The following is a 22,258-nucleotide window of genomic DNA, read 5'->3' as shown; positions in this document are numbered from 1 at the left end:
TCACTTCGCTGTTGATGTCGTTCCGGTCGTTCCGGTGGTCGCGGCTTCACCGGCGGCGGGGTCCGCGTGGGCGCGCAGGGCCGAGCGCAGGGCCAGCCACCACACGGCCGAGCTCACGACGGTCGCGGCGGCGACGCCCCACGCCGAGCCGGCGGTGCCGGCCGCCACCGCGCCGCCGAGCCCGCCGCCGACGTAGAGGGTGGAGGCGATCAGCTGGCAGCGCAGGCCGCGCCGGGCGGCGGCGAGCGCGCGCAGCCCGGCCGCCGCACCGGTGCCGAGGCTCGCGCCGGCGACGCCGAGCGTGGCCGGCACGATGAGCTCCGACGCGGGGTGCCAGACGCCGCCGAGCACGAACGCGCCGAGCCGGTCGGGCACCAGGAGCAGCGCCGCGCCCCACAGCAGGGCGGCGGCGGCCTGCCCGCCGCCGAGGAACAGGCAGAAGACGCGCAGCCGGTGCGGGGCCCGCCGCAGCACCCGCGCCGCCTCCGGGACGGTGACCAGGGACAGGCCCATCAGCACGGCGAGGAACGGGCCGAGCAGCAGCTCCGCCCCGCGCACCACCCCCACCGCGCCGACCCCGACGATCGCCCCGAGCCCGTACGCCCGCAGCTGGCCCGCACCGGCGACGCCCGCGTTCTCGGCCAGGTACCGGTAGCCGAGGTCGCGCTGCTCGCGGATCCAGCGACGCGCCGCGCCCGGCCGGGGCCGGATGCCGGACTGGAGGCGGCCGTATCCGGCGGCCACCGCGGCGGCCGCTCCCCAGGCGAGCACGAAGGCGGCCACGCTGCCCACGCCCGCCGCGAGGACCATGGCGGGGACGAGCGCGACCCCGCCCAGCAGGTCGTTGGCGAACGCCTTGCGGCCGGTGCCGGCGGCGAAGAAGGAGAACCGCCAGGCGTCCTGGAGCAGCAGCGCCGGCAGGACGACGCCCAGGCAGGCGAACGCGGTGCCCACGCGACCGCCGACGAGCAGGCCGGCCACGAGACACACCGCGCCGACGACGGCGCCGACGCCGAGCGCCGTCCCCGTCGACCGGGCCGTCGCCGCGCGCCAGGCCGCGTCCGGCACCCCGCTGAAGCGCACCACCAGCGGGTCGGTCGCCAGGCCCCGGGACACGGCGAGCACCACGCCGTACGTGACCCAGGCCAGGCTGAACACGCCGAACGCGGCGAGCCCCAGCGAGCGGGCCACGTACACGCCGACCGCGAAGTTGGTCAGGCTGCACACCGCCTGGTCGGCGAGGCCCCAGGAGAGCCGGCCCGCGAGGGCCCGCCGCCCGGACCCGCGCCCGGCCGGCGCGGTCGTCTCCCCCTCGGCGGTCTGCGGCGTCATGCCTTGATCAGCCCGGCGTCGCGCAGCGCGTCGGCCGCGGCGGCGACCGTGTCGAACGGCAGCCCGGACCGCTCGGCGACGTCCAGCAGACCGTGCTCGCCGTCGGAGAGGCTGAGCACCCAGAGCATCGCCATCTGCGCCTGCCGCGTGTCGCTGCGCCCGCCCAGCGCGTCGTACAGCCCCCGCCGGCCCAGCTGCGGTTCGCCGTAGGGGCTGAGGTTGGTGTAGCGGCGGTTGCGGTCGAGGACGCCGAACGCCTCGCGGCAGACCGCGAGGGTGTCCTCCATCGCCTCGGGGGAGACGAAGTCCGGGTTGTCGGCCGAGGTGTGGTACTCCGGGTAGCCGGCGTACGGGGTGCGGGTGAGGGAGCCGACGCCGAGGTCGAATCCGGGCGAGCAGAACTGCCGCTCGTCGTACCCGTACGGGGTGAAGCCGACGACCCGGTGCGGGCGTCCGGAGGTCTCCAGGACGTGCCGCATCACCCGGTCGATCTCGGCGTCGCCCCGCCGGCTCCGCTTGTACGTCAGGTCGCCCCGGTCCCCGGCGCACGCCAGCACGACGCCGTGCCTCACCCGGTCGATCCGCTCCGCGTTCCGCGCCAGCCAGGTGATCGCCCCGATGGTGCCGGGCGCGAAGAGGAACCGGTACGTGTAGTGGGGCGTCCGCTCCGCCAGCTCACGGGCCAGGAAGACGGCCACGGCGATCCCGGCCAGGTTGTCGTTGGCCAGCGACGGATGGCAGACGTGGCAGGAGACGATCACCTCGTCCGTCACCCGCCCGGGGACGACGTGCTCGGCGTAGGTGAGGTGCCCGTCGGCGAGCGTCGAGTCGATCCGCACCTCGTATTCGCCGTCCGGCAGCGCGTCCAGCGTCTCCTGGGCCAGGCAGAACCCCCACTCCGGCCGGTAGTAGCTGGTGCGGTACGGCACCCAGGAGGGGTGGTCCGGCAGGGTGTGCAGGTGGCCGCGGAGCTCCGACAGGGGCATCCGCGCCGCCACCGGGACGCTGTAGCCGAGCACATGCAGGCTGGACGCGGCGAAGTCGACGACCCGCCGGCCGGTGGCGTCGGCGACGTACGCGTCCCGGATGTTCCACTCCTGCGGCACCGTCCAGTCCAGCACCCGCGTCCCGGTCGGCACCTCGTGCACGTCGAGCGGCAGGTGCTCGCCGACGATGTCCAGGGTGGCGCGCACCCCGTCGCCGGTGATGCTCCGGCAGATCGGGTACAGCCGCTCCACCAGCGCGTGCATCTCCTCGCCGGGCGTGGTCACCGGCGCCACCGCAGGGTCCCGTCGACGGCGCCGGCCTCGGACGCGGCGCGCAGCACGGCGAGGCGGGTGAAGCGCCGCTCGAAGTCCTCGCGGGTCAGGCCGTGTTCGCGGTAGGCGTCGGCGAGTTCGAGCGCGCCCTGCTTCACCGTCCACCAGCACGCGAAGCCGGGGATCGCGGCCCGGAAGCGGGAGAAGTCCACCCGGTACGAGCGGGGGTCGGCGCCGTTCTCCCCGGTGATCACCACCTTCGCGCCGTCGACCGCCTCCGCGACCTGCGCGGCGATCTCCGCGACCGTGACGTTGTTGGTCTCGCTGCCGATGTTGAACGCCCGGTCGTGCACCGCCTCCCGGGGCGCCTCCAGGGCCGCCGTGAAGGCCCGCGCGATGTCGGCGGCGTGCACCAGCGGGCGCCACGGGGTGCCGTCGGAGAGCACCAGGACCTCGCCGGACAGCAGGGCGTGGCCGACCAGGTTGTTCAGGACGATGTCGGCGCGCAGCCGGGGGGAGTGGCCGAAGGCGGTGGCGTTGCGCAGGTAGACCGGGGTGAAGTCGGCGTCGGCGAGCGCGTGCAGGTCGTCCTCCACCCGCACCTTCGACTCGGCGTACGGGGTCACCGGGCGCAGCGGGGCGTCCTCGCCGACCAGCTCGTCGCCGCCGGCGGCGCCGTACACCGAGCACGTCGACGCGTACAGGAAGCGCCCTACGCCGGCGTCGCGGGCCAGCCGGGCCAGCCGGACGGACGCGTGGTGGTTGATGTCGTAGGTGAGGTCGGGCGCGAGCGACCCCAGCGGGTCGTTGGAGAGCGCCGCCAGGTGGATCACGGCGTCCACGCCGGCGACGTGCTCGGCCGTGACGTCGCGCAGGTCCACCCGGTGCCCGGCGGGATCGGCCGGGCGCGGGCCGAGCACGCAGTCGGCGAACAGGCCGGAGTCGAGACCGACGACCTCGTGCCCGGCGGCCGCGAGGACCGGGGCCATCACGGAGCCCAGGTAGCCCTGGTGTCCGGTCAGCAGTACGCGCACGGTTCATTCCCCCAGATCGAGAGTGAGTTTGGAGACGGCGAACGCCTCGGCGTAGCGGGCGTGGCATTCGATGCCGCGGATCCGCGCGAGACCCAGGAACGCCTCGCGGTCGTACCAGGGCCGGTGGCGCTGTGAGGGGTAGTGCTCCTGGAGCAGCCGTGCCTTCCGCTCGGCGACCTCCGGCGTCAGCGGCTGGTAGGCCACGGGCCGGCCGAGGTCGCCGTCCCACTTGACGATCTCGTAGCCGAGCACGAGGTGGTCGCGGAAGGCCGTGGGTAGCAGCCGGGCGAGCCCGCGGTGGTCCTGGTGGGCGTCCTCGGTACGCGGGGCGAGCACCAGGTCCGGATCGGTCCGGGCGCGCAGTTCCTCCACCGCCGACTTGGCCTCCTCCCAGTGCGCGGGGAGCCGGCCGTCCGGCAGCTTCAGCACCGTCAGCCGCAGGTCGGCGCCCGGACAGAACGCGGCGAGCGCGGCCCGCTCCTCGTCCTCACGCTCGCCGCCGCCACCGGTGAGGACCAGCGCGTCGACCCGGACGCCCGGCCGGGCCAGGCACAGCGTGAGCAGCGTGCCGCCGGCGCCGATGGCGATGTCGTCGCAGTGCGCGCCCACCGCGGCGATCCGCTCCAGGGGCCGCCCGGCCCCCAGCCCGATCACGCGCCCGCCCCGGCGCGGTCCCGCTCCCACACGGCCCACGGGCGGTCGCCCCGGGCGTACGCCTCGTCGAGCGCGGCGCGCTCCTTGACGGTGTCGGTCGGCTTCCAGAAGCCCCGGTGCCGGTGCGCCACAAGCCGCCCCCGCTTGGCCAGCGCCGCGCAGCCGTCGGCGACCAGGTCGCCGTTCTCCGGGATGTGGTCGAAGACCTCCTGGCGGAGCACGAAGTAGCCGCCGTTCTCCCACAGCGGCAGCTCGCTCACCGGCGTGATGCCCCCGACCAGGCCGTCCTCGCCCAGCTCCACGCAGTGGAAGGAGGACTGCGGCGGCACCACCATCATCGACGCGCCGGCGTCCCGCCGCGCGAACCGGTCGATCATCTCCGGCAGCGGCGCGTCCGTCAGCACGTCGGCGTAGTTGGCGAGAAACATCTCCTCGCCCTCCAGGTGCGGCCGCACCCGGCGCAGCCGCTCCCCGATCGGCGACTCGATGCCGGTCTGCGCGAACGTGATCGTCCAGTCGGCGATGTCCGTGGACAGCAGCTCGGTCCGCCCGCCCCGCAGCACGAAGTCGTTGGAGGTCGTCTCCTCGTAGCTGAGGAAGAACTCCTTGATGTGGTGGGCCCCGTACCCGAGGCAGAGGATGAACTCCGTGTGCCCGAAGTACGCGTAGTACCGCATGACGTGCCAGATCAGCGGCCGGGGGCCGACCATCGCCATCGGCTTGGGCACGTCGTCGGAGGCTCCGGCGCGCATGCGCAGCCCGTAACCGCCGCAGAACAGGACGACCTTCATCGCGTCACCTCGACGATGCTCAGTTCGGGTACGGGGAAGACGAGCCGGCCGCCCCACTCGTGCACGTAGGCCAATTGCTCGACCAGTTCGGTCCGCAGGTTCCAGGGCAGGACCAGGACGTAGTCCGGACGGTCGGCGGCGATCCGCTCGGGCGGCAGGATCGGGATGCGGGTGCCGGGGGTGAACCTGCCGTGCTTGTACGGGTTCCGGTCGACGGTGTACGCGAGGAGGTCGGGCCGGATGCCGCAGTGGTTCAGGAGGGTGTTGCCCTTGCCGGGGGCGCCGTAGCCGACGACCGTCTCGCCGCGCTCGGCCGCGTCGACGAGGAACCGCAGCAGGTCCCTGCGCACCTTCGCGACCCGGGCGGAGAACGCGGTGTACCCGGACGGCTCGTGGAGCCCGGCGGCCTTCTCCCGGTCGAGGACCTCCGCGACCCGGTGCGACGGCTCACCGGCCGTCTCGGCCGGCCGGGCCCAGAGCCGGATCGAGCCGCCGTGCGTCGGCAGCGGTTCGACGTCCACGAGCGCGAGGCCGCCGGTCGCCAGCGCCCGCGCCGCGGACGCCACCGTGTAGTACTGGAAGTGCTCGTGGTAGATCGTGTCGTACTGGTTCCCCTCGATCAGCGTCAGCAGGTGCTGCACCTCGATCGACACCCAGCCGTCGTCGGCGACCAGGGCCCGCAGTCCCCGCGTGAACCCGATGACGTCCGGGATGTGCGCGTACACGTTGTTCGCGACCACCAGGTCCGCCGGGCCGTGCTCCGCGCGGACGGCGGTACCGGTCTCCGGCGACAGGAACGCCGTCAGCGTGGGCACGCCCGCCTCCCGCGCCGCCGCCCCCACGTTCACCGACGGCTCCACGCCCAGGCAGCGGATCCCCCGCTCCACCACGTGCCGCAGCAGATACCCGTCGTTGCTCGCGACCTCCACCACGAAGGCGTCCGGGCCGAGCCCGAGACGGTCCACCGCCTCCCCGACGAACGCCCGCGCGTGCTCCACCCAGGACGTCGAGTACGAGGAGAAGTACGCGTACTGCGTGAACGTCTCCTCCGGCGTGATCAGCGGCGGCAGCTGCGCCAGCCGGCACTCCGCGCAGACCCGCAGGTGCAGCGGGTACGTGGGCTCCGGCAGGTCCAGTTCGTCAGCCGCCAGAAAGCTCTCGCACGGCGGGGTCGCCCCCAGGTCGACGACGCTGGTCAGCGCCGCCGCACCACAGAGCCTGCACCGTGTCATCTGCTTCCCCCATCCCGCCCGCGCGGGCGGACCCGCGGCGAGCCAGTCGATTTCCTGCCGGTCGTTTCCCCTGCGGGCGGCGGGGCGCCCCCGCCGCCGGACCGGCCCGCGATCACGGACCGGTACTCCTCCTCCAGGCGCGCCAGGCCCACGGCCGGGCCGAAGCCCCGCTCGTACCGGATCCGGGCCGCCCGGCCCATCTCCCGGTTGCCCTCCGGCCCGGCCGCGATCCGCCGCAGGCACTCCGCGAGCGAAACGGCGTCCCCCGGCCGGTGCAGCAGCCCCGTCACCCCGTCCTCGACGAGCTCGGCGAACCCGCCGTGACCGGCGGCGACCGCCGGCACCCCCGCCGCCATCGCCTCCGCGACGACCAGGCCGAACGTCTCCCGCGCCAGCGACGGCGCCACCACGGCGACCGACCGCGCGACGGCATCCCGGCACTCCTCGGGGCCGTACAGACCGGCGTACCGCACGTCGTCCCGGCCCGCCGCCCACGCGGTCACCTCCGGCTCCAGCGGGCCCGCGCCCGCCACCACCAGCGGCACGCCCATACCGCCCTCCGCCGCCAGCGCGTCCCATGCCGCCATCAGCAACCGCACCCCCTTGGGCTCCGCGAGCCGGCCGAGGAAGAGCAGGTGCTCCCCGTCGCCCTCCCGGCGGACGCCCGGCTCGGGCACGAAGTTGTGCTTCACCACGAGCAGCCCGGCCGGCATGCCCGACCGCACCAGCACGTCCCGCTGCGCCGCCGAGATGCAGAAGAACCGGTCCACGCCCGACCACCACCGCCGCCGGTTGACCGCGAGACCGACCGCCAGGGGCACCGTCGCCGGCCGCGAGTCCCGGTAGCAGCCGTGCCGTACGGCCGGCAGCGGCACCGTCCTCCCGACGCACTCGGAGCACGGCCGGCCGTCCCTGTGCAGCGTCCCCGGAGGGCACACCTGCGTGTAGTTGTGCAGCGTGGCGACGACCGGCACGCCGACGTCGGCACACGCGGCCAGCACCGCGGGGGAGAGCAGCGGGAAGACGTTGTGGACGTGCACCACGTCCGGCCGGCCGGCCCGGAGCCGCGCCGCCAGCTCCGTACGGACCGCCGGGTTCCACGGCACGAGCAGCGGCACCGCGACCTTCCCGGGCAGGGACCGGCGGGCGATGTCGTCGCTGCGCCGCTCGAACAGCTCGACCCGGTGGCCGGCCGCGCGCAGCAGCCCCACCTCCTCGTCCACCACCCGGTTCTCCCCGCTCGGCTGCGCCGAGGAGTAGCGGTTGTGCACCACAAGGACACGCATGGTCAGGTCACCTCCGGGCCCATCGCGGGACACGTCGTCGGGAAGGGTCGGGTGCCGGCGGCGTGGCCGCCGTGGGCGGAGCGGCCGGCGCGGGCGCCGCGAGCAGCGCCGCCGCCAGCGTCAGATGCAGCAGATACGCCGAGGCGTCGCCCAGGCCGACCTCCGTGTACGACGACAGCGCGCAGTACGTGACGAGGAAGATCGCGCAGGCCCTCGGCAGCGACGGCGGGCGCAGCAGCGCCACGCCGCCCAGGGCGAGGAGCATCCCCGCCACGAGGACCACACCGAGCAGGCCCTGCTCGTGGTAGACGGCCAGCCAGCTGTTGTCGATCGGCAGGCCGTCGAACGACTTGTCGCCCAGGCCCGTGCCGAACAGCCGCTCCCGCAGCGAGCGGGGCTCGGCCAGCAGCGCGTCCCACACCTTCGCCCGGCCGGTCAGGTTGGAGAAGCTCTCCTGGCTCTGCCCGCGCAGGAACCACGCCCGCAGCGCGGAGCCGAACACCACCGCGGCGACCGCCGCGCACACCACCGCCCAGGCGAACAACCGGCGGGCCGGCGCGCTCGTCAGGAAGAGCGAGCCGATCGCGAGCACGAGCCCGATCAGCAGCCCCAGCGTCGCCGTCCGGGTGTGGGTCATCGCGAGCAGCACCAGGGCGGGCACGACGACCACCGCCGCACCGGCCCGCGTGGTCCCGCGCCCCAGCAGGAGCAGCACGGTCAGGCCCACCACCACCGCCGCGTACTGCCCGATCTGCGGCGGTGTGAGCGGCCACAGCGCGCCGACGAGCCGCTCCCCGTAGTACTCGGGCAGCGCCGTGCCCGGCGCGACGAGCAGACCGACCGCCACCAGCGCCAGGACCGCGACGTACATGCGGACGTGATAGCGGACGAACGCCGCGCTCTCGTCCCACCAGCGGCTGAGCAGCCACAGCGTGGCGACGAACAGCGCCAGCCGGGCGCAGCGGAACAGCGCCCCGAAGCCCACCTCCAGCTGCACGCTGGACAGCACGCTCGGCACGAGCAGCAGCGTCAGCAGGAACACGAAGGCGCTGGGGCGGACGCGCAGCCGCAGGTTGAGCGCGAGCGCGAGCCCGAAGGCGGCGACCAGCGCGCCCATCGTGCCCATCTGGATGAGCGAGCGGGGGAGCGGGACGACCGTCTTCGCCCCGGCGGAGCCGAGCGTGTTGAGCCCCAGCAGCGCCCAGGCGATCCCCACGGCCCTCGGCGGGCCGGCCGCGCCGGACGGCGTCGCCCAGGTGCCCGTGCCCGTCACGCCGGGCCCGTCCGGCAGCCCGAGGCGGCCCGGTGCGGCCCTCACGCGACCCCCCTCGCTCCCCAAGCCTCCCCCTCCAGCCCCTCGATCCCCTCGATCCCCACGAGCCCGCCTAGCCGTGGAACCCGAGCACGGTCGTGAACCGCCGCGTGCCGTCGGCGACACCGGTGCCGACCAGCGTCGTGCTGGGCTCCTTGCGGCCGAAGCCGGCCGAGTACCAGCCGAGCGGCGGCCCCGTCTCGCCGCGGTGCGCCCGCCAGGACAGCTCCCCGGGCAGGTCGAGTCCGGCCGAGCGGACCTCGCCGTCGCGGTCCCACGACAGCACCGCGCGGTTCCCCGTCAGCTCCGCCGCGACCGCCGGCCCCAGGTGGAACACCAGGCGCACCTCGCCCCGGTCGCCGCGCACCTCGTCGACCACCCGCAGCTCCCGGTCCGCCGCGCTCAGCTCCACCCGGCGCCGGTGCACCACGGGCCGGTAGCCGTCGTGCTCGGCGCACCAGCGGGCGACCTCCCCGCCCGTGTCCGCGGCCAGCACCCGGCCGCGGGCGTGCCGGGTCCACAGGAAAGGGCCGCCGGAGACGGACTGGTCCGCGCCGGCCCACTCCAGGGTGTTGTGGCCGAGGGTGGACCGGAAGTAGCGCCGCCACTCCGGCTGCCCGTGGTAGCAGTACGTCCCCGGGTCGGCGAGCACGTCCACCCCGTCGTGCCGGACCTCCACGGACAGGGCGTCCGCGTGGGCGTGCGCGGCGATCGACAGGAACCCGTGCGGGCCGGCGTCGCAGCGGCACCAGATCCCGCCGGGACCGCGCAGGATCGTCATCCCCGCGTCGGCGAAGTGCGCGGGCCGGGCCGCGGGGCGGCGCACGGCCGGTGCGGCCCCGCCCTTCCCGTACGGCCGGACGAGCGCGCCGAGCAGCGCGGTGCGCACATCGGTGCCGGGCACCTCGGGCCACCAGGCGAGCCGGCCGAAGACGGCGTCCCCGGTGGTGAGGAGGGAGCCCCAGCGGTCGGTGTCCGGGCCGTCCACGACGAGGCCGTGCCCGTCGTCGGAGTCGCCCTGGCGCGGCGGCCGCAACCGGTCGTCGACCACGGCGGCGAGCGCGTCGGTCATCCGCAGCAGCACCAGCCGCACCGACGGCGGTACCGGCACGCCGGCGGTGTCCGCCTCGGCCAGGGCGGCGAGGCCGAGTTCGAGCACGAGCCCGTGGTACTCGGTGGCCAGTTCGCGGTTGAGGCCGGACGGGAAGGTGTTGCCGCGCAGGTGCCGCTCCAGGGACCGCAGCGCGTCGGCCCGCCACCGAGCCGAGGACGGGAACCAGCCGAAGGCGCAGGCCGCGGCGAACTGCCCGGCGGCCTCGGCGACGACGTGGTTGTTCGCCGACGACCCCCGGCTGGGGAAGGCGGCCAGCCACCGCTGGTGGTGCCAGATCTGGCGGAGCGCCACCGGGTTGTCCTCGAAGAGGCCCGGCGCGCCGGGCCAGCCGTCGAGCAGCCGCCGGATCCACACCCAGGACAGCAGCCGGATGCCCAGCTCGATGCCGCTGGTCCAGTGCACCCCGCGCAGCGGCGCGTTCGCCGCCCACCACGACCGCAGGTGGAGGGCGACCCGCTCGGCGTACCGCTCGTCGCCGGTGACCGCGTAGGCGGCGGCCAGCACGGTGAGGTACTGGTGCCGGGACGGCTCCCAGATCTGCTTGATGTCGCCGACCGTCTCCTCGTCCCGGTACGGCACGTCGAAGGCGTGGCCCCAGGGCGCCCGGCGCCCGGTCTTCGGGTCGTACCACCAGTCGGGGTCGGCCATGTCGTCGCGGTCGACGCCGAAGTACCGGGCGTGGCCGGCCAGCAGCCGGTCCGCCTCGGCGACGAGCCGCTTCGCGGCGTCCGGTGGCACCGCGGCGAGCGTCCCCGGGGGCAGCACGGCGGTGAACCGGGCGCCGGTCACGCGCGGACAGCGCGGGCGCGCCGAGCGCCACCGCCGGCGGCGGACCGCGTCGACGGTCCGGCCGCCGACCTCGCGCGGGCCCATCCGGGAGAGCCGCCGCAGGTACCAGGTGGGGCCCATGGTCATCGCGGCCGCTCCAGCGTCACCGGCGCGCCGGACGCCAGACCGGCCTGGACGGCGAGGGTGGCGGCCGTGGTGGCGACCAGCGACTCCAGCGGCACCGGCATCGGACCGCCGGTCCGCACGGCCCGGACGAACGCGGCCAGTTCGGCGTTCTGGCCCTTGTCCCGGGCCTTCGGCAGCCGGGAACTGACCCACCGCTCGGGGCCGTGGACCGAGGCGCGGACGAAGTCGTCGAGCCTCAGCACCTTGCCGTCCGCGATCAGGTCCAGCGTCTCCTTCGGGAAGGCGGAGGCGCCGGTGGTGACGTAGCTGAGGGTGGCGGTGGAGCCGTCCGGGTAGCCCAGCACCACCTGGAGGTCGTGGTGGCCTGGCGTGGCCGCCGCGTACACGGAGACCGGGTCGGCGCCGAGGAGCCAGCTGGCCGTGTCGATGAAGTGACCGCCCTCGCCGGCGAACCGGGAGCCCTCGGTGGTCTGCCGGAGGTACCAGCTGCCGTGCTGGAGGCGGCCCGCGTTGACCAGGTAGCGCAGGCTCGCCGGGCCGGTCCGGGGGCCGAACCGGCGCCGCGCCTCCTGGAGCAGCGGCGCGAAGCGGCGGTTGAAGCCGACCTGGATCCGGTCGTTGCCGGACTCCTCGACGGCCGCGAGCACTCCGGCGAGCTCCTCCTGGGAGAGCGCCAGCGGCTTCTCGACGAAGACCGCCTTGCCGGCGAGGAGGGCCCGGCGGGTCAGCGCGGCGTGCGAGCTGTGCCGGGTGACGACGAACACGGCGTCGACGGACGGGTCGCCCAGCACGGCGTCGAGGTCGGTGGTGGCCGCGGCGAAGCCGAACTTCCGCCGCGCGTTGGCCGCCGACAGCGCGGTCGTGGTGACGACCGCGGACAGCTCGACGCCGTCCCGTCCGACGAGGTGCGGCAGCAGCATCGACGTGGCGTAGTTGCCCGCGCCGACGAAGGCGAGCCGCACCGGCCTCCGGACGGGCGGGGCCGGCCGGCGCTCCCCCCGCACGGCGGGCACCGCCACCTCGGGCGCCGGCGCCTCCACGGGCTGCTCGGGGTACCGGAAGAGCACGGCCACGGCCTTCAGGCCGCCGTCCTTCAGGGACCGGTACGTCTCGACGGCGTCGTCGAAGCCGGCGATGTGCGAGACCAGCGGCTCGACGTCGACGCGGCCCCGGTGCAGCAGGTCGAGGAAGCAGGCCAGGTTGCGGCGCTCGGTCCAGCGCACGTAGCCGATCGGGTAGTCCCGCCCGTCGAGCTCGTACTCCGGGTCGTACCTGCCGGGTCCGTAGCTGCGGGAGAACCGGACGTCGAGCTCCTTCTCGTAGTACGCGTTCCACGGCAGGTCGAGGCGGCACTTGCCGATGTCCACCACCCGGCCCCGGTCCCGGCTGAGCCGGGCCGCCAGCTCGACGGGCTGGTTGTCGGCGCCGCCGGCCGCCAGGTACACCTGGTCCACGCCGTGCCCGTCGGTCAGCTCGGCGACGGCGGCCTCCACGGCGGCCGACGCCGGATCGCCGCAGGCCACCGCGCCGAGGCGTTCGGCGAGCGCGCAGCGCTCCGGGTCGGGGTCCACGCCGACGACGCGGGCCCCCGAGGCGGTGAGCAGCTGCGCGACCAGCTGCCCGATCAGGCCGAGGCCGATGACCAGGGCCACCTCGCCGAGGCGCGGTTCGCCCTGGCGGACGCCCTGGAGGGCGATGGACCCGACGGTGCCGAAGGCCGCGTGGCGCGGCGCCAGGCCGTCCGGGACGCGGGCGTAGAGGTTCCTCGGCACCCAGTTGACCTCGGCGTGCAGCGCGTGCTCGTTGCCGGCGCAGGCGACGAGGTCGCCGACCTTGACGTCGTCGACGCCTTCGCCGACCTGCTCGACCACCCCGCAGAGCGAGTAGCCGAGCGGCGTGTACGAGTCGAGCTTGCCCATCACCTTGCGGTAGGTGGCGGGCACCCCGTTGACGGCCACGCTCTGCATGACCTTGGCGACCTGGTCGGGCCGGGAGCGGGCCTTGCCCACCATCGACATGCCGGCCTCGGACACCTTCATCAGCTCGGTGCCGGTGGAGATCAGCGAGTACGCGGTGCGGACGAGCACCCCGCCCGGCTTGCACCCCGGGGTGGGCACGTCGAGCACCGCCAGCTCGCCGGTCTTGTAGTTCTGCACAACCTGTTTCACCCGAAGTCCCCTTGTTTCTCTACGCGTTCGAGTCGCCGTGCCGGACGGACCCGGAGGTCGCGGCGCGGTACCAGTGTTCGAGGGTCAGCACGTGCCAGAGGTGCTTGGAGTAGTCGCGGTGCCCGGCCGCGTCCTCGGCGACCATGCGGGCCAGCGCGTCGCGGCGCAGCAGCCCGGAGCCGACGAGGACGCCGTCGTGCACCACCTCGCGCACCAGCGGCGCCAGGTCCCGGCTCATCCAGGCCCGCAGCGGGGCGCTGAAGAGGCCCTTGGGCCGGTACACGATCTCCCGGGGCAGGACGGTGGCGGCGGCCTCCTTGAGGACGGCCTTGCCCTGCCGTCCGACGATCTTGCGGTCGCCGGGCACGGCGAACGCCGCCCGGACCACCTCGACGTCCACGTACGGCACCCGCACCTCGGTCGACGCGGCCATGCTCGACCGGTCGGTGTAGGCGAGGTTGAGGCCCGGCAGGAACATCCGGGCGTCGCCCAGGCACATCCGGTTGACGAAGTCGTCGAGGTCGTTGTCCCCGTACACGTCCGTGTGCTCGGCCAGCACGTCGTCGACCGTTCCCGCCAGGTCCGGATCGACGAGGGCGAGCAGCTCCGCCCGGTCGTACAGGGTGTAGCTGCGGCGGAACGCGGTCTCCTCCGGCAGGTCCGCGAAGGAGAGGAACCGCTTCGCGAACCGCACCGACCGGTAGCCTCGGCGGGCCGAGGCGACCGGCAGCCGGTCCACGGCGGCGGACAGTCCGCGCCGCAGCGGCCGGGGGACCCGCTGGTAGCGCAGCGCAAGGAGGTTGGCCAGGTGCTTGCGGTAGCCGGCGAACAGCTCGTCGGCGCCCATCCCCGAGAGCATCACCTTGACCCCGGCCTCGCGGGCGGCCGAGCAGATCAGATACGTGTTGATCGCGGCGGGGTCGCCGATCGGCTCGTCCAGGTGGTACGTCATCCGCGGCAGCAGGTCCTGCACGTCCGGCGCGATCTCGATCTCGTGCAGGTCGACGCCGTACCGCTCCGCGACCCGCCGGGCGTACCCCAGGTCGTCCGGCATGGCCTCGAAGCGGGCGTCCTCGGCGCGGAAGCCGATCGTGTAGGCGGAGATCCCCGGCCGCTCGCGGGCGGCGAGCGCGGTCAGGTAGCTGGAGTCGAGACCGCCGGAGAGGAAGGTCGCCACGGGCACGTCGGAGAGCAGGTGGCGCCGGGTGGACTCCTCCACCACGGCGGCCAGGTCCGGCAGTTCGCCGGAGCGGGCCCGCTCCCGGCCCTCGGCGGCCACCTCCCGCAGCCGCCAGAACGTGCCGCGCTCCACCCGCCCGCCGGGCCCGATCCGCAGCCAGCTCCCCGGGGGCAGCTTCTCCGCCTCGCGGAACGCGCACCGCGAGTCCGGCACCCAGTGGTAGAGCAGCGAGGCGACCAGCGCCGCCGGATCCACGTCGAGACCGCCGGTCGCGGCGGAGAGCGCCTTGAGCTCGGAGGCGAACACCAGCCCCTCGCCGCGCCGGAGCAGGAACAGCGGCTTGACGCCGAGCTGGTCGCGGGCGAGCACCAGCTCACCGGTCCGCTCGTCGAAGATCCCGAACGCGAACATGCCGCGCAGCCGGGGCAGACAGCCGGTGCCCCACCGCCGCCACGCCTCCAGGAGCACCTCGGTGTCGGAGGTGCCGCGGAACCGCACCCCGGCCGCCGCGAGTTCGGCCCGCAGCTCCGGCGCGTTGTACAGCTCGCCGTTGTACGTCAGCACGAGGCCGTCCGAGGCCATCGGCTGGGCGCCCGTCGGGGAGAGGTCCACGACGGCCAGGCGGCGGTGGCCCAGGTGGACCTCGCCGTCCCCGGCCGCGTGGCTGTACCGGCCCGCCCCGTCGGGGCCCCGGTGGGCGAGGACGTCGGTGATCCGGTCGGTGACGGCCTTCCCGTCCGGCCACCGGTAGGTGCCCGCGATGCCACACATGTCTACCGCGCCTCCTGTTCGCTGTCGGGGACCCTCGCCGACCACGTCGGCAGCCGCTCGATGCGCGGCAGGCCCACGCCGTGCCGCCGGGGCGGCCGGCTCCCTCCGCCGTTCGGCGGGGCGGGGGGTCCGTCCCAGAGGGTGCCGTCGGTCCTGTCCCGTGGATCGGGGTCGATCAGGACCAGGCCGATCACCTCCACGTGCTGCTCGGCGAGGTGCCGTGCCACGGTGTGCAGCCAGGCGGCGCTGCCGTGCCCGGCCCGCACCACGAGCACGGTCCGGGTGCCGAGGTGCGGCACGTCGATCCACGACGTACCGGGCGCCACCGAGCCGACACCGAGCCGGAGTTCATGGCGCGAACCGGTCGTGGCCCGCTCCGCGCCGACCACCTCGGGGTCGCCCGGCCTCGGTCGCCGCCCGGCGAGCCGGCCGTCGGGGAGCCCGTCGACGACGACCACCGGGCGCTCGGCCGACAGGGCCGAGGCCAGGTCCAGGGCGAGTGCGCCGGCCGCCCGCGCGCAGCCCAGCTCCAGCAGCGACACGGGCTCCGCCGAACCGCGCACGGTCCGCGCCAGGGACACGACGAGCCGCGTCCGCGCCGCCCGGACCCGCCGACGGCGCCACAACCAGCCTGATCTGCGCGTGAGTTCGGCGATCACCGAGGCGCCGAGGTGCGCGGCGACATCGCGGCGCAGCACCGGCCGGTCCGCGACGACCGTGCCGACCGCCGCCGCCGCGAGGCCCAGGGCGAGGCCGAGCGCCAGGCCGATCCCGGCGTTCGTGGCGGCGGTCGCGGGCAGGGAGTACCGGACGGGGCGGGGCGCGTCCACGATCTGGGTGCCGGCGACGAGCTGAGGGGTGCCGATCCGGGCCTCCGCCGCGCGCTGCCCGAACTCGGTGATCTGTGACGTCAGTTCGGCCCGGCGGGCGAAGAGCGACTCCCGGTCCGCCGACGCGCCCGGCCCGCTCTCCGGCGGGTCGTCGCCGATCGCCCGGTTGACCTCGGCGAGTTCCGACCGCAGCCGTTCGCGCTGGTCGAGCAGCGTCCGGGCCTCCGCCTCCGACGCCTCCCGCAGGCGCCGCACATGGTCCGCGACGAACGCGTCGGCCAGCGCCCGGACACGGGCCACCGCCTCGGCGTCGCCGTCGCCGGTCGCCTCGATCTGGAGCAGGTTGTTGGTCAGCCCCCGGCCCTCGTACTCCTTCATGAAGTCCTCGGGCTTCTCGGGGGAGCCGAGGGCCTCCAGGGCCCGGCCGGCGATCCGGGTGGTGTGCAGCAGCGCGACATCGGTGCGGATCAGCGTCCCCGGGTCGGTCGGCTGGTCCTCCTGATGCGCGACCAGCACCTTCGTCACCGCGGTCGGCGCCGGCGGCAGCAGGACGGCCGTCCCCGCGCCGCCGACCAGACCGAGCAGGGCCACCGAGCCCCAGAGGCGGCGCCGCCTGCGTACCGCCACCACGAGGGTGTGCAGGTCGAGGAGCGGAGCGGCGGTCGGCGGCTCCGGTGTCGTACGCGTCGTCACCGCGCGGCCTCCACGGTCTCGTCCCCGGACGGACGCGCCGGGACGGCGGCCCCGCGCCGCGCGGACCGGGCCGTGCGGGTCCTCACCGGACCGGCGAGGACGACGCCGACGAGCTCGTGTCCGGCGTCGGCGCACGCCTCGGCGATCCCGCCGATCTCCCCCGCCGTCCAGGCGCCCGCCCCGAGCACGACCAGCGCACCGGACTCGTCGGCGCGGTCCGCCACCATCGGCCGGTCCACCGGCACCTCCACCACCCGCAGCGGAGGACACCCGTCACCGGCCGCGGCCGCGGAAGCCGCCTCGGCGGCCAGCCGGCCGGCGGCCCGCCGGGCGGTCGCGTCGCCCTCGGGGACGACGACGAGCAGCCCTTCCGGACCCGGCGACCGGTCCCGCAGCCGGGCGCACACCCGCCGGTGGCGGACCAGCAGACCGGCCTCGCCACCGGAGGCGTACGGCACGGGCACCTCCCACCGGACGTCGAGGCCGAGCAGCCGGCGAAGACGCGCCCCCAGCCCCCCGTCCTCCGGCCCGGACGCGGACCGCTCGTCCGGCACGTCGAGGGTGCCGAGCGCCGGCGCGCCCAGCGCTGCGGCCAGCTCGGCCTCGGTCCGCAGCCGCCGGCTCACCCGCGCGGCGGCCAGGTGGCCGACGACCGCGAGCAGGAAGAACAGCAGCGCACCGGCCGCGACGAGCTGCGTCCGCGTCGGCGGCGTCTCGTCCTTCGGCCGGGCCGCCGCCCCCATGACGACCATGTTGGCCTTGCCGGCGGACGGAGCCGCCTGCTCCAGCTTGTCCATGGCCTCCTGGAGGGAGGTGTGCAGCTTCGCGAGCTCGGTGCGGGTCTGCACGCTCTCCACCGACGTCCCCGGACCGGCCGCCTCGGCCAGCTCGGTGACGCGGCGGGCGGTCCGCGTCACCGTCTGCCGCAGCGCCTGGAGCCGCGCCGCCGCCTCCGGGTCGGCGTCGTCGCCGACGATCCGTGCCGCGAAGCCGACGAACTCCCGGGCCACCAGGTCGGCGAGCCGCTGCGCGCCCTCCGGGGTGCCGGCCGTGCCCGAGATCCTGACGATGTTGCCGTCCGCCGCCTCGGCCCGCACCCGCTCGCGCAGCCCGCCGCCGCCCGCCCCGGTCCCGCCGAGCCCGGCCGCCACCCGGTCGAGCACCACCGAACTGGTCGCGACCTGCGCCTGCGTCAGCAGCTCGCGCTCCTCCCACGCGCCCGGCAGCAGCACCGACGCCGACGTCGTGTACCGCGCCGGGAGCAGCGCCGAGGTGCCGTACCCGGCGAGCGCGCCCAGCACGGCGAGGACGGTGAGGAGCCGCCCCCGCCGACGGATCAACCGCCCGACCGTGACCAGGCGTATGGTGTCGTCGCTCAACGGCGCGGCCTCGTCCCCGCCCGTCCCGCGCCGCCCGCCGCCGGGCCCCGGCCGCCAGCGGCGGCCGCGTACGCGGCGAGCAGTGCCTCCTGGGAGTTCCGCCACGCCAGCGGCCCGTGGATCCGCTCCTGGCCGATCTTGCCCATCCGGGCCCGCCGCTCCGGATCGTCCATCAGCTCCGCGATCAGCGCGGCGAACGCGGCCTCGTCGTTCGCGGGGGCGTACACGGCCGCCTCACCGGCGGAGACGCGCGCCTCCTTGAGGTCGAAGGAGACGATCGGCCGGCCCATCACCATGTACTCCAGGACCTTGTTCATCGTCGACACGTCGTTGAGCGGATTGCGCGGGTCGGGGGAGAGGCACACGTCGGCGCTGCACAGCCACCGCACGAGCTCCGCGTCGGGGACCCGCCCGGTGAACTCCACGTGCTCCGCGATCCCGAGCCGCCCGGCCAGCGACACCATCGCGTCGAAGGTGTCCCCGGCGCCGACGAACACCGCGTGCCAGTCGGTCCGCCCGAGCTCGTCGCGCAGCTTCGCCAGCGCCCGCAGGGCGTAGTCGACGCCGTCCTGCGGGCCCATCACGCCCAGGTAGCAGAGCAGATGCGGCTTGCCGCGCTTCAGTTCCGGCTCGGCCGGCACCGGCCGGAAGCGGTCGGTGTCCGGCGCGCTGCGCACCACGAACACGTCCTCAGGACGCCGCCCGCCCCGGCGCACGGCCACGTCCCGGTAGCTCTCGTTGGTGGCGAGCACCACGTCCGAGGCCCGGTACGTCATCCGCTCCAGCGCGCGCACCCCCCGGTACAGCAGGTCCTCGCCGCGCCCGAACCGCGACAGGTACAGCTCGGGCACCAGGTCGTGCTGGTCGAAGACGAACGCCGCCCCCCGCCGCTTCAGCCACAGGGCGGGCAGGAACAGCAGGTCCGGCGGGTTGCAGGCGTGGACGACGTCGACCGGGCCGACCTTCCGCGCCAGCCGCAGCGTGTGCCACAGCGCCGTCCCGTACTCCCGCAGATAGCCGGCCGGACCTCCGGTGGCCGCGCGCAGCGGGTAGCGGAGGATCCGCACCCCGTCGACCACCGCCTCCGGTTCCGTGTCCCGCTTGCCGCCCCGGGGGCAGATGACGTGCACCTCCCAGCCCGCGTCGCGCAGCGTCACGCACTCCTGCCACACGCGCCGGTCGAACGGCACCGAAAGGTTCTCCACCAGGATCAGCGCGCGCCCGGCCGTCGCCCGGTCGCCGCTGGTCGAGTCACCACGCAAGGCCCACGTACCCCGGCTCGGCCCGCCGCGCGTCGGCGTCGGGAAGATGGACGAGATCGATGATCACCGGGCTGCCGCCCCGGGGCAGCGCCGCCAGGACGGCCGGGTCCCTGGTCCCGACGAGCACCACCTCGGCGTGGTCGAGCACCTCGCCGACGGAGTCCGCGAGGAGCCGCCCCAGGTGCGGCAGCCGGGTCTCGATGTACTCGCGGTTGGCGCCGAGCAGCCGGGCGAGGCTCACGTTCGCGTCGTGGATCCGCAGGTCGTACCCCTTCCCGAAGAGCCGCTCCGCCAGCTCCACGAGCGGGCTCTCCCGCAGGTCGTCGGTGCCCGGCTTGAAGGAGAGACCGAAGAGGCCCACCCGGCGCAGGCCCGTCCGCTCGACCAGCTCCACCGCCCGCTGGAGGTGGTCGGCGTTGGAGGGCAGCACATGCGACAGGATCGGCACGGAGACGTCCGCCCGCTGCGCCGCGTGGACCAGGCTGCGCAGGTCCTTGGGCAGGCAGGAGCCGCCGAAGGCGAAGCCGGGCCGCAGATAGGCGGGGCTGATGTTCAGCTTTCGGTCGGCCAGGAAGACGTCGACGACCTGGTGCGAGTCGACCCCCAGCGCCCGGCACACCGCGCCCAGCTCGTTGGCGAAACCGATCTTGAGGCCGTGGAAGGCGTTGTCCGCGTACTTGATCGCCTCGGCCGTGGGGACCGGCACCCGGAACACCTCGCCGGGCAGCCCCTCGTACAGCGCCGCCACCACGTCGCCGCTGGCCGCGTCCAGTTCGCCGATGACGGTCTTGGGCGGGTCGAAGAAGTCCCGCACGCTGGTGCCCTCGCGGAGGAACTCCGGGTTCACCGCGACCCCGACGTCCACGCCGGCCGTACCGCCGACGTACTTCTCCAGGATCGGGACCAATAAGTTCAGGCAGGTGCCCGGGAGCATGGTGCTGCGGAAGACGACGGTGTGCCGCCCGCCGCGCTCGGCCAGCGCGGCCCCGATCTCCTCGGTGACCCGCTCCAGATACGTCGTGCACAGGCTGCCGTTGGGCTCCGACGGCGTACCCACGCAGACCAGCGACACCTCGCTGGCCCCGATCGCCTCGCGGACGTCACCGGTGGCGCGCAGCGCCCCGGTCCGCACGACCTCGGCGACGAGCTCGCCGATCCCCTCCTCGACCACCGGCGCCCTGCCGTCGTTCACCAGGTCGACCTTGACCTGGTTCACGTCCACGCCGACGACCTCGTGCCCCGAGCTCGCCAGGCACGCGGCCGACACACAGCCCACGTAACCGAGCCCGAAAACGCTGACCCTCATGAAGCCTTCCTCCCCCCAGGCAGGCCCCACGGGCCCGCGATCCCGGCGCCGGCCGGACGACGACGCCGTCCCCCGCGCATCAGTACGCCCCCTGCCCGTGGAGGACCGCACGCAGCGTCTTCCACAAGATCACCGTGTCCAGGGCGAGCGACCAGTCCTCCACGTACCGCAGGTCCAGCCGGACCGTCTCCTCCCACGACAGGTCGCTGCGCCCGCTGATCTGCCACAACCCGGTGAGCCCCGGCTTGACCAGGAGCCGCCGCCGGATGTCCGGGCCGTACGCGGCGGACTCCTCGGGCAGCGGCGGGCGCGGGCCGACCAGCGACATCGAACCGGCCAGCACGTTGAGGAGCTGCGGGAGCTCGTCGATCGAGTACCGGCGCAGCACCGCCCCCACCCGCGTGACCCGCGGGTCCCTGCGGAGCTTGAACAGCGGCCCCGCGCCCTCGTTGAGTCCGGCGAGCCCGGCCCGGACCCGGTCCGCGTCGGCCACCATCGTGCGGTACTTGAGGATGGTGAACTCGCGGCCGTCCTTGCCGACCCGGCGCTGCCGGTAGAACGCCCCGCCCCGGCTGTCCACGGTCACGAGCAGCGCGACGAGCAGCATCAGCGGCGCGAACACGACCAGCAGGACCGCCGCGCCCAGCCGGTCGACGACCTCCTTGACCGCGCGGCGCCCGCCGGTGAAGGCCGGCATGCTGACCCGCAGCAGCGGGATCCCGAGCACCGCGTCGACGTGCAGCCGCGGACCCGCCACCTCCATCAGCACCGGCGCCACGACCATCTCGGCGTCGCTGCCCTCCAGGTTCCAGGCGAGCCGCCGCAGCCGGTCCGGTGACCAGTGCGGGTCCGGCGTGACCGCGACCACCCGGTAGCCGTCACGGCGCACGTGGTTCGAGACCTCCGCCAGCGGGCCGACGACCGGCACCCCCTCCACCTGGTCGCCGTCGGGCCCGTGCCCGTCCGTCGTGCACACCGCCTCCACGCGCCAGCCGAGGTGCGGGAACTTCCGGGTCCTGCTGATCAGATCGCGCACGGTGTCCGCGCTGCCCGCGGCGAGCACCGGCCGCAGACACCGCCCTTCCTTGCGCTGCTTGTGCAGCCAGAGCCGCAGCAGATACCGCGCCGTCATGGTGACGAGCGCGATCGCCGGGACGGCGACGAAGATCCAGAGCTTGATGTTGCGCGAGGTCAGCGCGATCCCGCCGAGCGCGAGCACGACGGTCGCCGCGAACAGCGACCGGCCGAGCCGCCGGAACTCCTCCGCGCCCTGCCCGAGCACCGCCGGCGCCCACGCGCGGCCGACCGCGAGCGAGGCCAGCACCAGCAGCTGGGTGCCGAAGGCGAGGATGCCCCACTTCTCGTGCCAGTCGGCGGCGTCCCTGACCCCGAAGAAGTCGCCGATCGCGGTCACCACCAGCGCGGTGGTCACGGTGTCGCTGATGATGACGGTACGGCGGTACCGCTGCTCCCACTCGATCGCGGGCTGGTCGACGGCCCCGGTCGCCGGACGCTCGCGCGTCGACGGAAACGGGCCGGCTAATCCCCCTTGCCGCACAGAACCCCCCAGGCTCCGGTGAACTGCGTGAACGACTCACACCGGCGGCAGCGGGGCTCACCCGCCGCGCCGGGACTCACGAAGTGCGCGAAAACCCGTCGAGACCCAGGGCGCTCCCCGCACCCGAGGTCCTCCCGGACCCGAAGAACAGAACATCCCCCGCACGACTGGTACCGGGGGGT

At 74.9% G+C, this 22,258-nt stretch carries 16 protein-coding genes; all 16 read right to left on the bottom strand.

All coding sequences use genetic code 11. The annotated features are described in order from the left end of the window. The 16 genes from ACIGHB_RS19420 to ACIGHB_RS19345 all read right to left on the bottom strand — a co-directional run bounded on the left by ACIGHB_RS19420 (position 1) and on the right by ACIGHB_RS19345 (position 22,076). A complete protein-coding gene (locus ACIGHB_RS19420; RefSeq protein WP_399914534.1) occupies positions 1 to 1,332 on the bottom strand; it encodes a hypothetical protein in 1,332 nt (443 codons plus the stop codon). Further along, positions 1,329 to 2,612: a DUF4910 domain-containing protein gene (locus tag ACIGHB_RS19415; protein WP_360309834.1), complete on the bottom strand. Its 1,284-nt coding sequence runs from the start codon at positions 2,610 to 2,612 to the stop codon at positions 1,329 to 1,331. The genes ACIGHB_RS19420 and ACIGHB_RS19415 overlap by 4 nt, the downstream gene beginning before the upstream one ends. Further along, positions 2,600 to 3,625 carry an NAD-dependent epimerase/dehydratase family protein gene (locus ACIGHB_RS19410; RefSeq protein WP_399914531.1) on the bottom strand — a complete coding sequence of 342 codons (1,026 nt, stop codon included), beginning with the start codon at positions 3,623 to 3,625 and terminating at the stop codon, positions 2,600 to 2,602. The genes ACIGHB_RS19415 and ACIGHB_RS19410 overlap by 13 nt, the downstream gene beginning before the upstream one ends. A gap of 3 nt (positions 3,626 to 3,628) precedes the next feature. Then, positions 3,629 to 4,279: a PIG-L family deacetylase gene (locus tag ACIGHB_RS19405; RefSeq protein WP_360309830.1), complete on the bottom strand. Its 651-nt coding sequence runs from the start codon at positions 4,277 to 4,279 to the stop codon at positions 3,629 to 3,631. Beyond that, the gene (locus tag ACIGHB_RS19400) at positions 4,276 to 5,070 is read right to left on the bottom strand and encodes a glucose-1-phosphate cytidylyltransferase (protein WP_399914529.1); all 795 of its coding nucleotides are present in this window, start codon (positions 5,068 to 5,070) and stop codon (positions 4,276 to 4,278) included. Before ACIGHB_RS19400 ends, ACIGHB_RS19405 begins: the two co-directional genes overlap by 4 nt. Then, on the bottom strand, positions 5,067 to 6,302 hold the full coding sequence (locus tag ACIGHB_RS19395) for a class I SAM-dependent methyltransferase (protein WP_399914527.1): 1,236 nt from the start codon (positions 6,300 to 6,302) through the stop codon (positions 5,067 to 5,069). The genes ACIGHB_RS19400 and ACIGHB_RS19395 overlap by 4 nt, the downstream gene beginning before the upstream one ends. Beyond that, on the bottom strand, positions 6,299 to 7,588 hold the full coding sequence (locus tag ACIGHB_RS19390) for a glycosyltransferase (protein WP_399914526.1): 1,290 nt from the start codon (positions 7,586 to 7,588) through the stop codon (positions 6,299 to 6,301). Before ACIGHB_RS19390 ends, ACIGHB_RS19395 begins: the two co-directional genes overlap by 4 nt. Before the next feature lie 7 nt (positions 7,589 to 7,595). After that, positions 7,596 to 8,861 carry an O-antigen ligase domain-containing protein gene (locus ACIGHB_RS19385; protein WP_399915016.1) on the bottom strand — a complete coding sequence of 422 codons (1,266 nt, stop codon included), beginning with the start codon at positions 8,859 to 8,861 and terminating at the stop codon, positions 7,596 to 7,598. Positions 8,862 to 8,973: 112 nt separating this feature from the next. Then, on the bottom strand, positions 8,974 to 10,929 hold the full coding sequence (locus ACIGHB_RS19380; protein WP_360309822.1) for an alginate lyase family protein: 1,956 nt from the start codon (positions 10,927 to 10,929) through the stop codon (positions 8,974 to 8,976). Further along, complete coding sequence (locus ACIGHB_RS19375) at positions 10,926 to 13,097, bottom strand: bi-domain-containing oxidoreductase (protein ID WP_399914524.1); 2,172 nt, start codon at positions 13,095 to 13,097, stop codon at positions 10,926 to 10,928. Before ACIGHB_RS19375 ends, ACIGHB_RS19380 begins: the two co-directional genes overlap by 4 nt. 19 nt (positions 13,098 to 13,116) lie before the next feature. After that, positions 13,117 to 15,048 (bottom strand): asparagine synthase (glutamine-hydrolyzing), encoded by a 1,932-nt coding sequence (gene asnB / locus ACIGHB_RS19370; protein ID WP_399914522.1) that lies wholly within the window; start codon positions 15,046 to 15,048, stop codon positions 13,117 to 13,119. 2 nt (positions 15,049 to 15,050) lie between these two features. Next, entirely contained in the window at positions 15,051 to 16,571 is a 1,521-nt protein-coding gene (locus ACIGHB_RS19365) for a Wzz/FepE/Etk N-terminal domain-containing protein (RefSeq protein WP_399914520.1), read from the bottom strand. Then, the gene (locus ACIGHB_RS19360) at positions 16,568 to 17,950 is read right to left on the bottom strand and encodes a polysaccharide biosynthesis protein (protein WP_399914519.1); all 1,383 of its coding nucleotides are present in this window, start codon (positions 17,948 to 17,950) and stop codon (positions 16,568 to 16,570) included. The genes ACIGHB_RS19365 and ACIGHB_RS19360 overlap by 4 nt, the downstream gene beginning before the upstream one ends. Beyond that, a complete protein-coding gene (locus ACIGHB_RS19355; RefSeq protein ID WP_399914517.1) occupies positions 17,947 to 19,212 on the bottom strand; it encodes a glycosyltransferase family 4 protein in 1,266 nt (421 codons plus the stop codon). The genes ACIGHB_RS19360 and ACIGHB_RS19355 overlap by 4 nt, the downstream gene beginning before the upstream one ends. Further along, entirely contained in the window at positions 19,202 to 20,518 is a 1,317-nt protein-coding gene (locus ACIGHB_RS19350) for a nucleotide sugar dehydrogenase (RefSeq protein WP_360309810.1), read from the bottom strand. Before ACIGHB_RS19350 ends, ACIGHB_RS19355 begins: the two co-directional genes overlap by 11 nt. A gap of 79 nt (positions 20,519 to 20,597) precedes the next feature. Continuing rightward, positions 20,598 to 22,076 carry a sugar transferase gene (locus ACIGHB_RS19345; protein WP_399914515.1) on the bottom strand — a complete coding sequence of 493 codons (1,479 nt, stop codon included), beginning with the start codon at positions 22,074 to 22,076 and terminating at the stop codon, positions 20,598 to 20,600. Positions 22,077 to 22,258: the final 182 nt, after the last annotated feature.

Origin of the sequence: Streptomyces sp. NPDC085460 (genome assembly GCF_044541975.1) — a bacterium.
Lineage (GTDB): Bacteria > Actinomycetota > Actinomycetes > Streptomycetales > Streptomycetaceae > Streptomyces.
This window is presented reverse-complemented; position numbering and strand designations above follow the sequence as displayed.

What these genes read in the sequence shown, in the direction of transcription:
- ACIGHB_RS19420 (WP_399914534.1), bottom strand. Translation starts at nt 1,332, where the DNA reads ATGACGCCGCAGACCGCCGAGGGGGAGACGACCGCGCCGGCCGGGCGC.
- ACIGHB_RS19400 (WP_399914529.1), bottom strand. Translation starts at nt 5,070, where the DNA reads ATGAAGGTCGTCCTGTTCTGCGGCGGTTACGGGCTGCGCATGCGCGCC.
- ACIGHB_RS19395 (WP_399914527.1), bottom strand. Translation starts at nt 6,302, where the DNA reads ATGACACGGTGCAGGCTCTGTGGTGCGGCGGCGCTGACCAGCGTCGTC.
- ACIGHB_RS19390 (WP_399914526.1), bottom strand. Translation starts at nt 7,588, where the DNA reads ATGCGTGTCCTTGTGGTGCACAACCGCTACTCCTCGGCGCAGCCGAGC.
- ACIGHB_RS19380 (WP_360309822.1), bottom strand. Translation starts at nt 10,929, where the DNA reads ATGACCATGGGCCCCACCTGGTACCTGCGGCGGCTCTCCCGGATGGGC.
- asnB (WP_399914522.1), bottom strand. Translation starts at nt 15,048, where the DNA reads ATGTGTGGCATCGCGGGCACCTACCGGTGGCCGGACGGGAAGGCCGTC.
- ACIGHB_RS19350 (WP_360309810.1), bottom strand. Translation starts at nt 20,518, where the DNA reads ATGAGGGTCAGCGTTTTCGGGCTCGGTTACGTGGGCTGTGTGTCGGCC.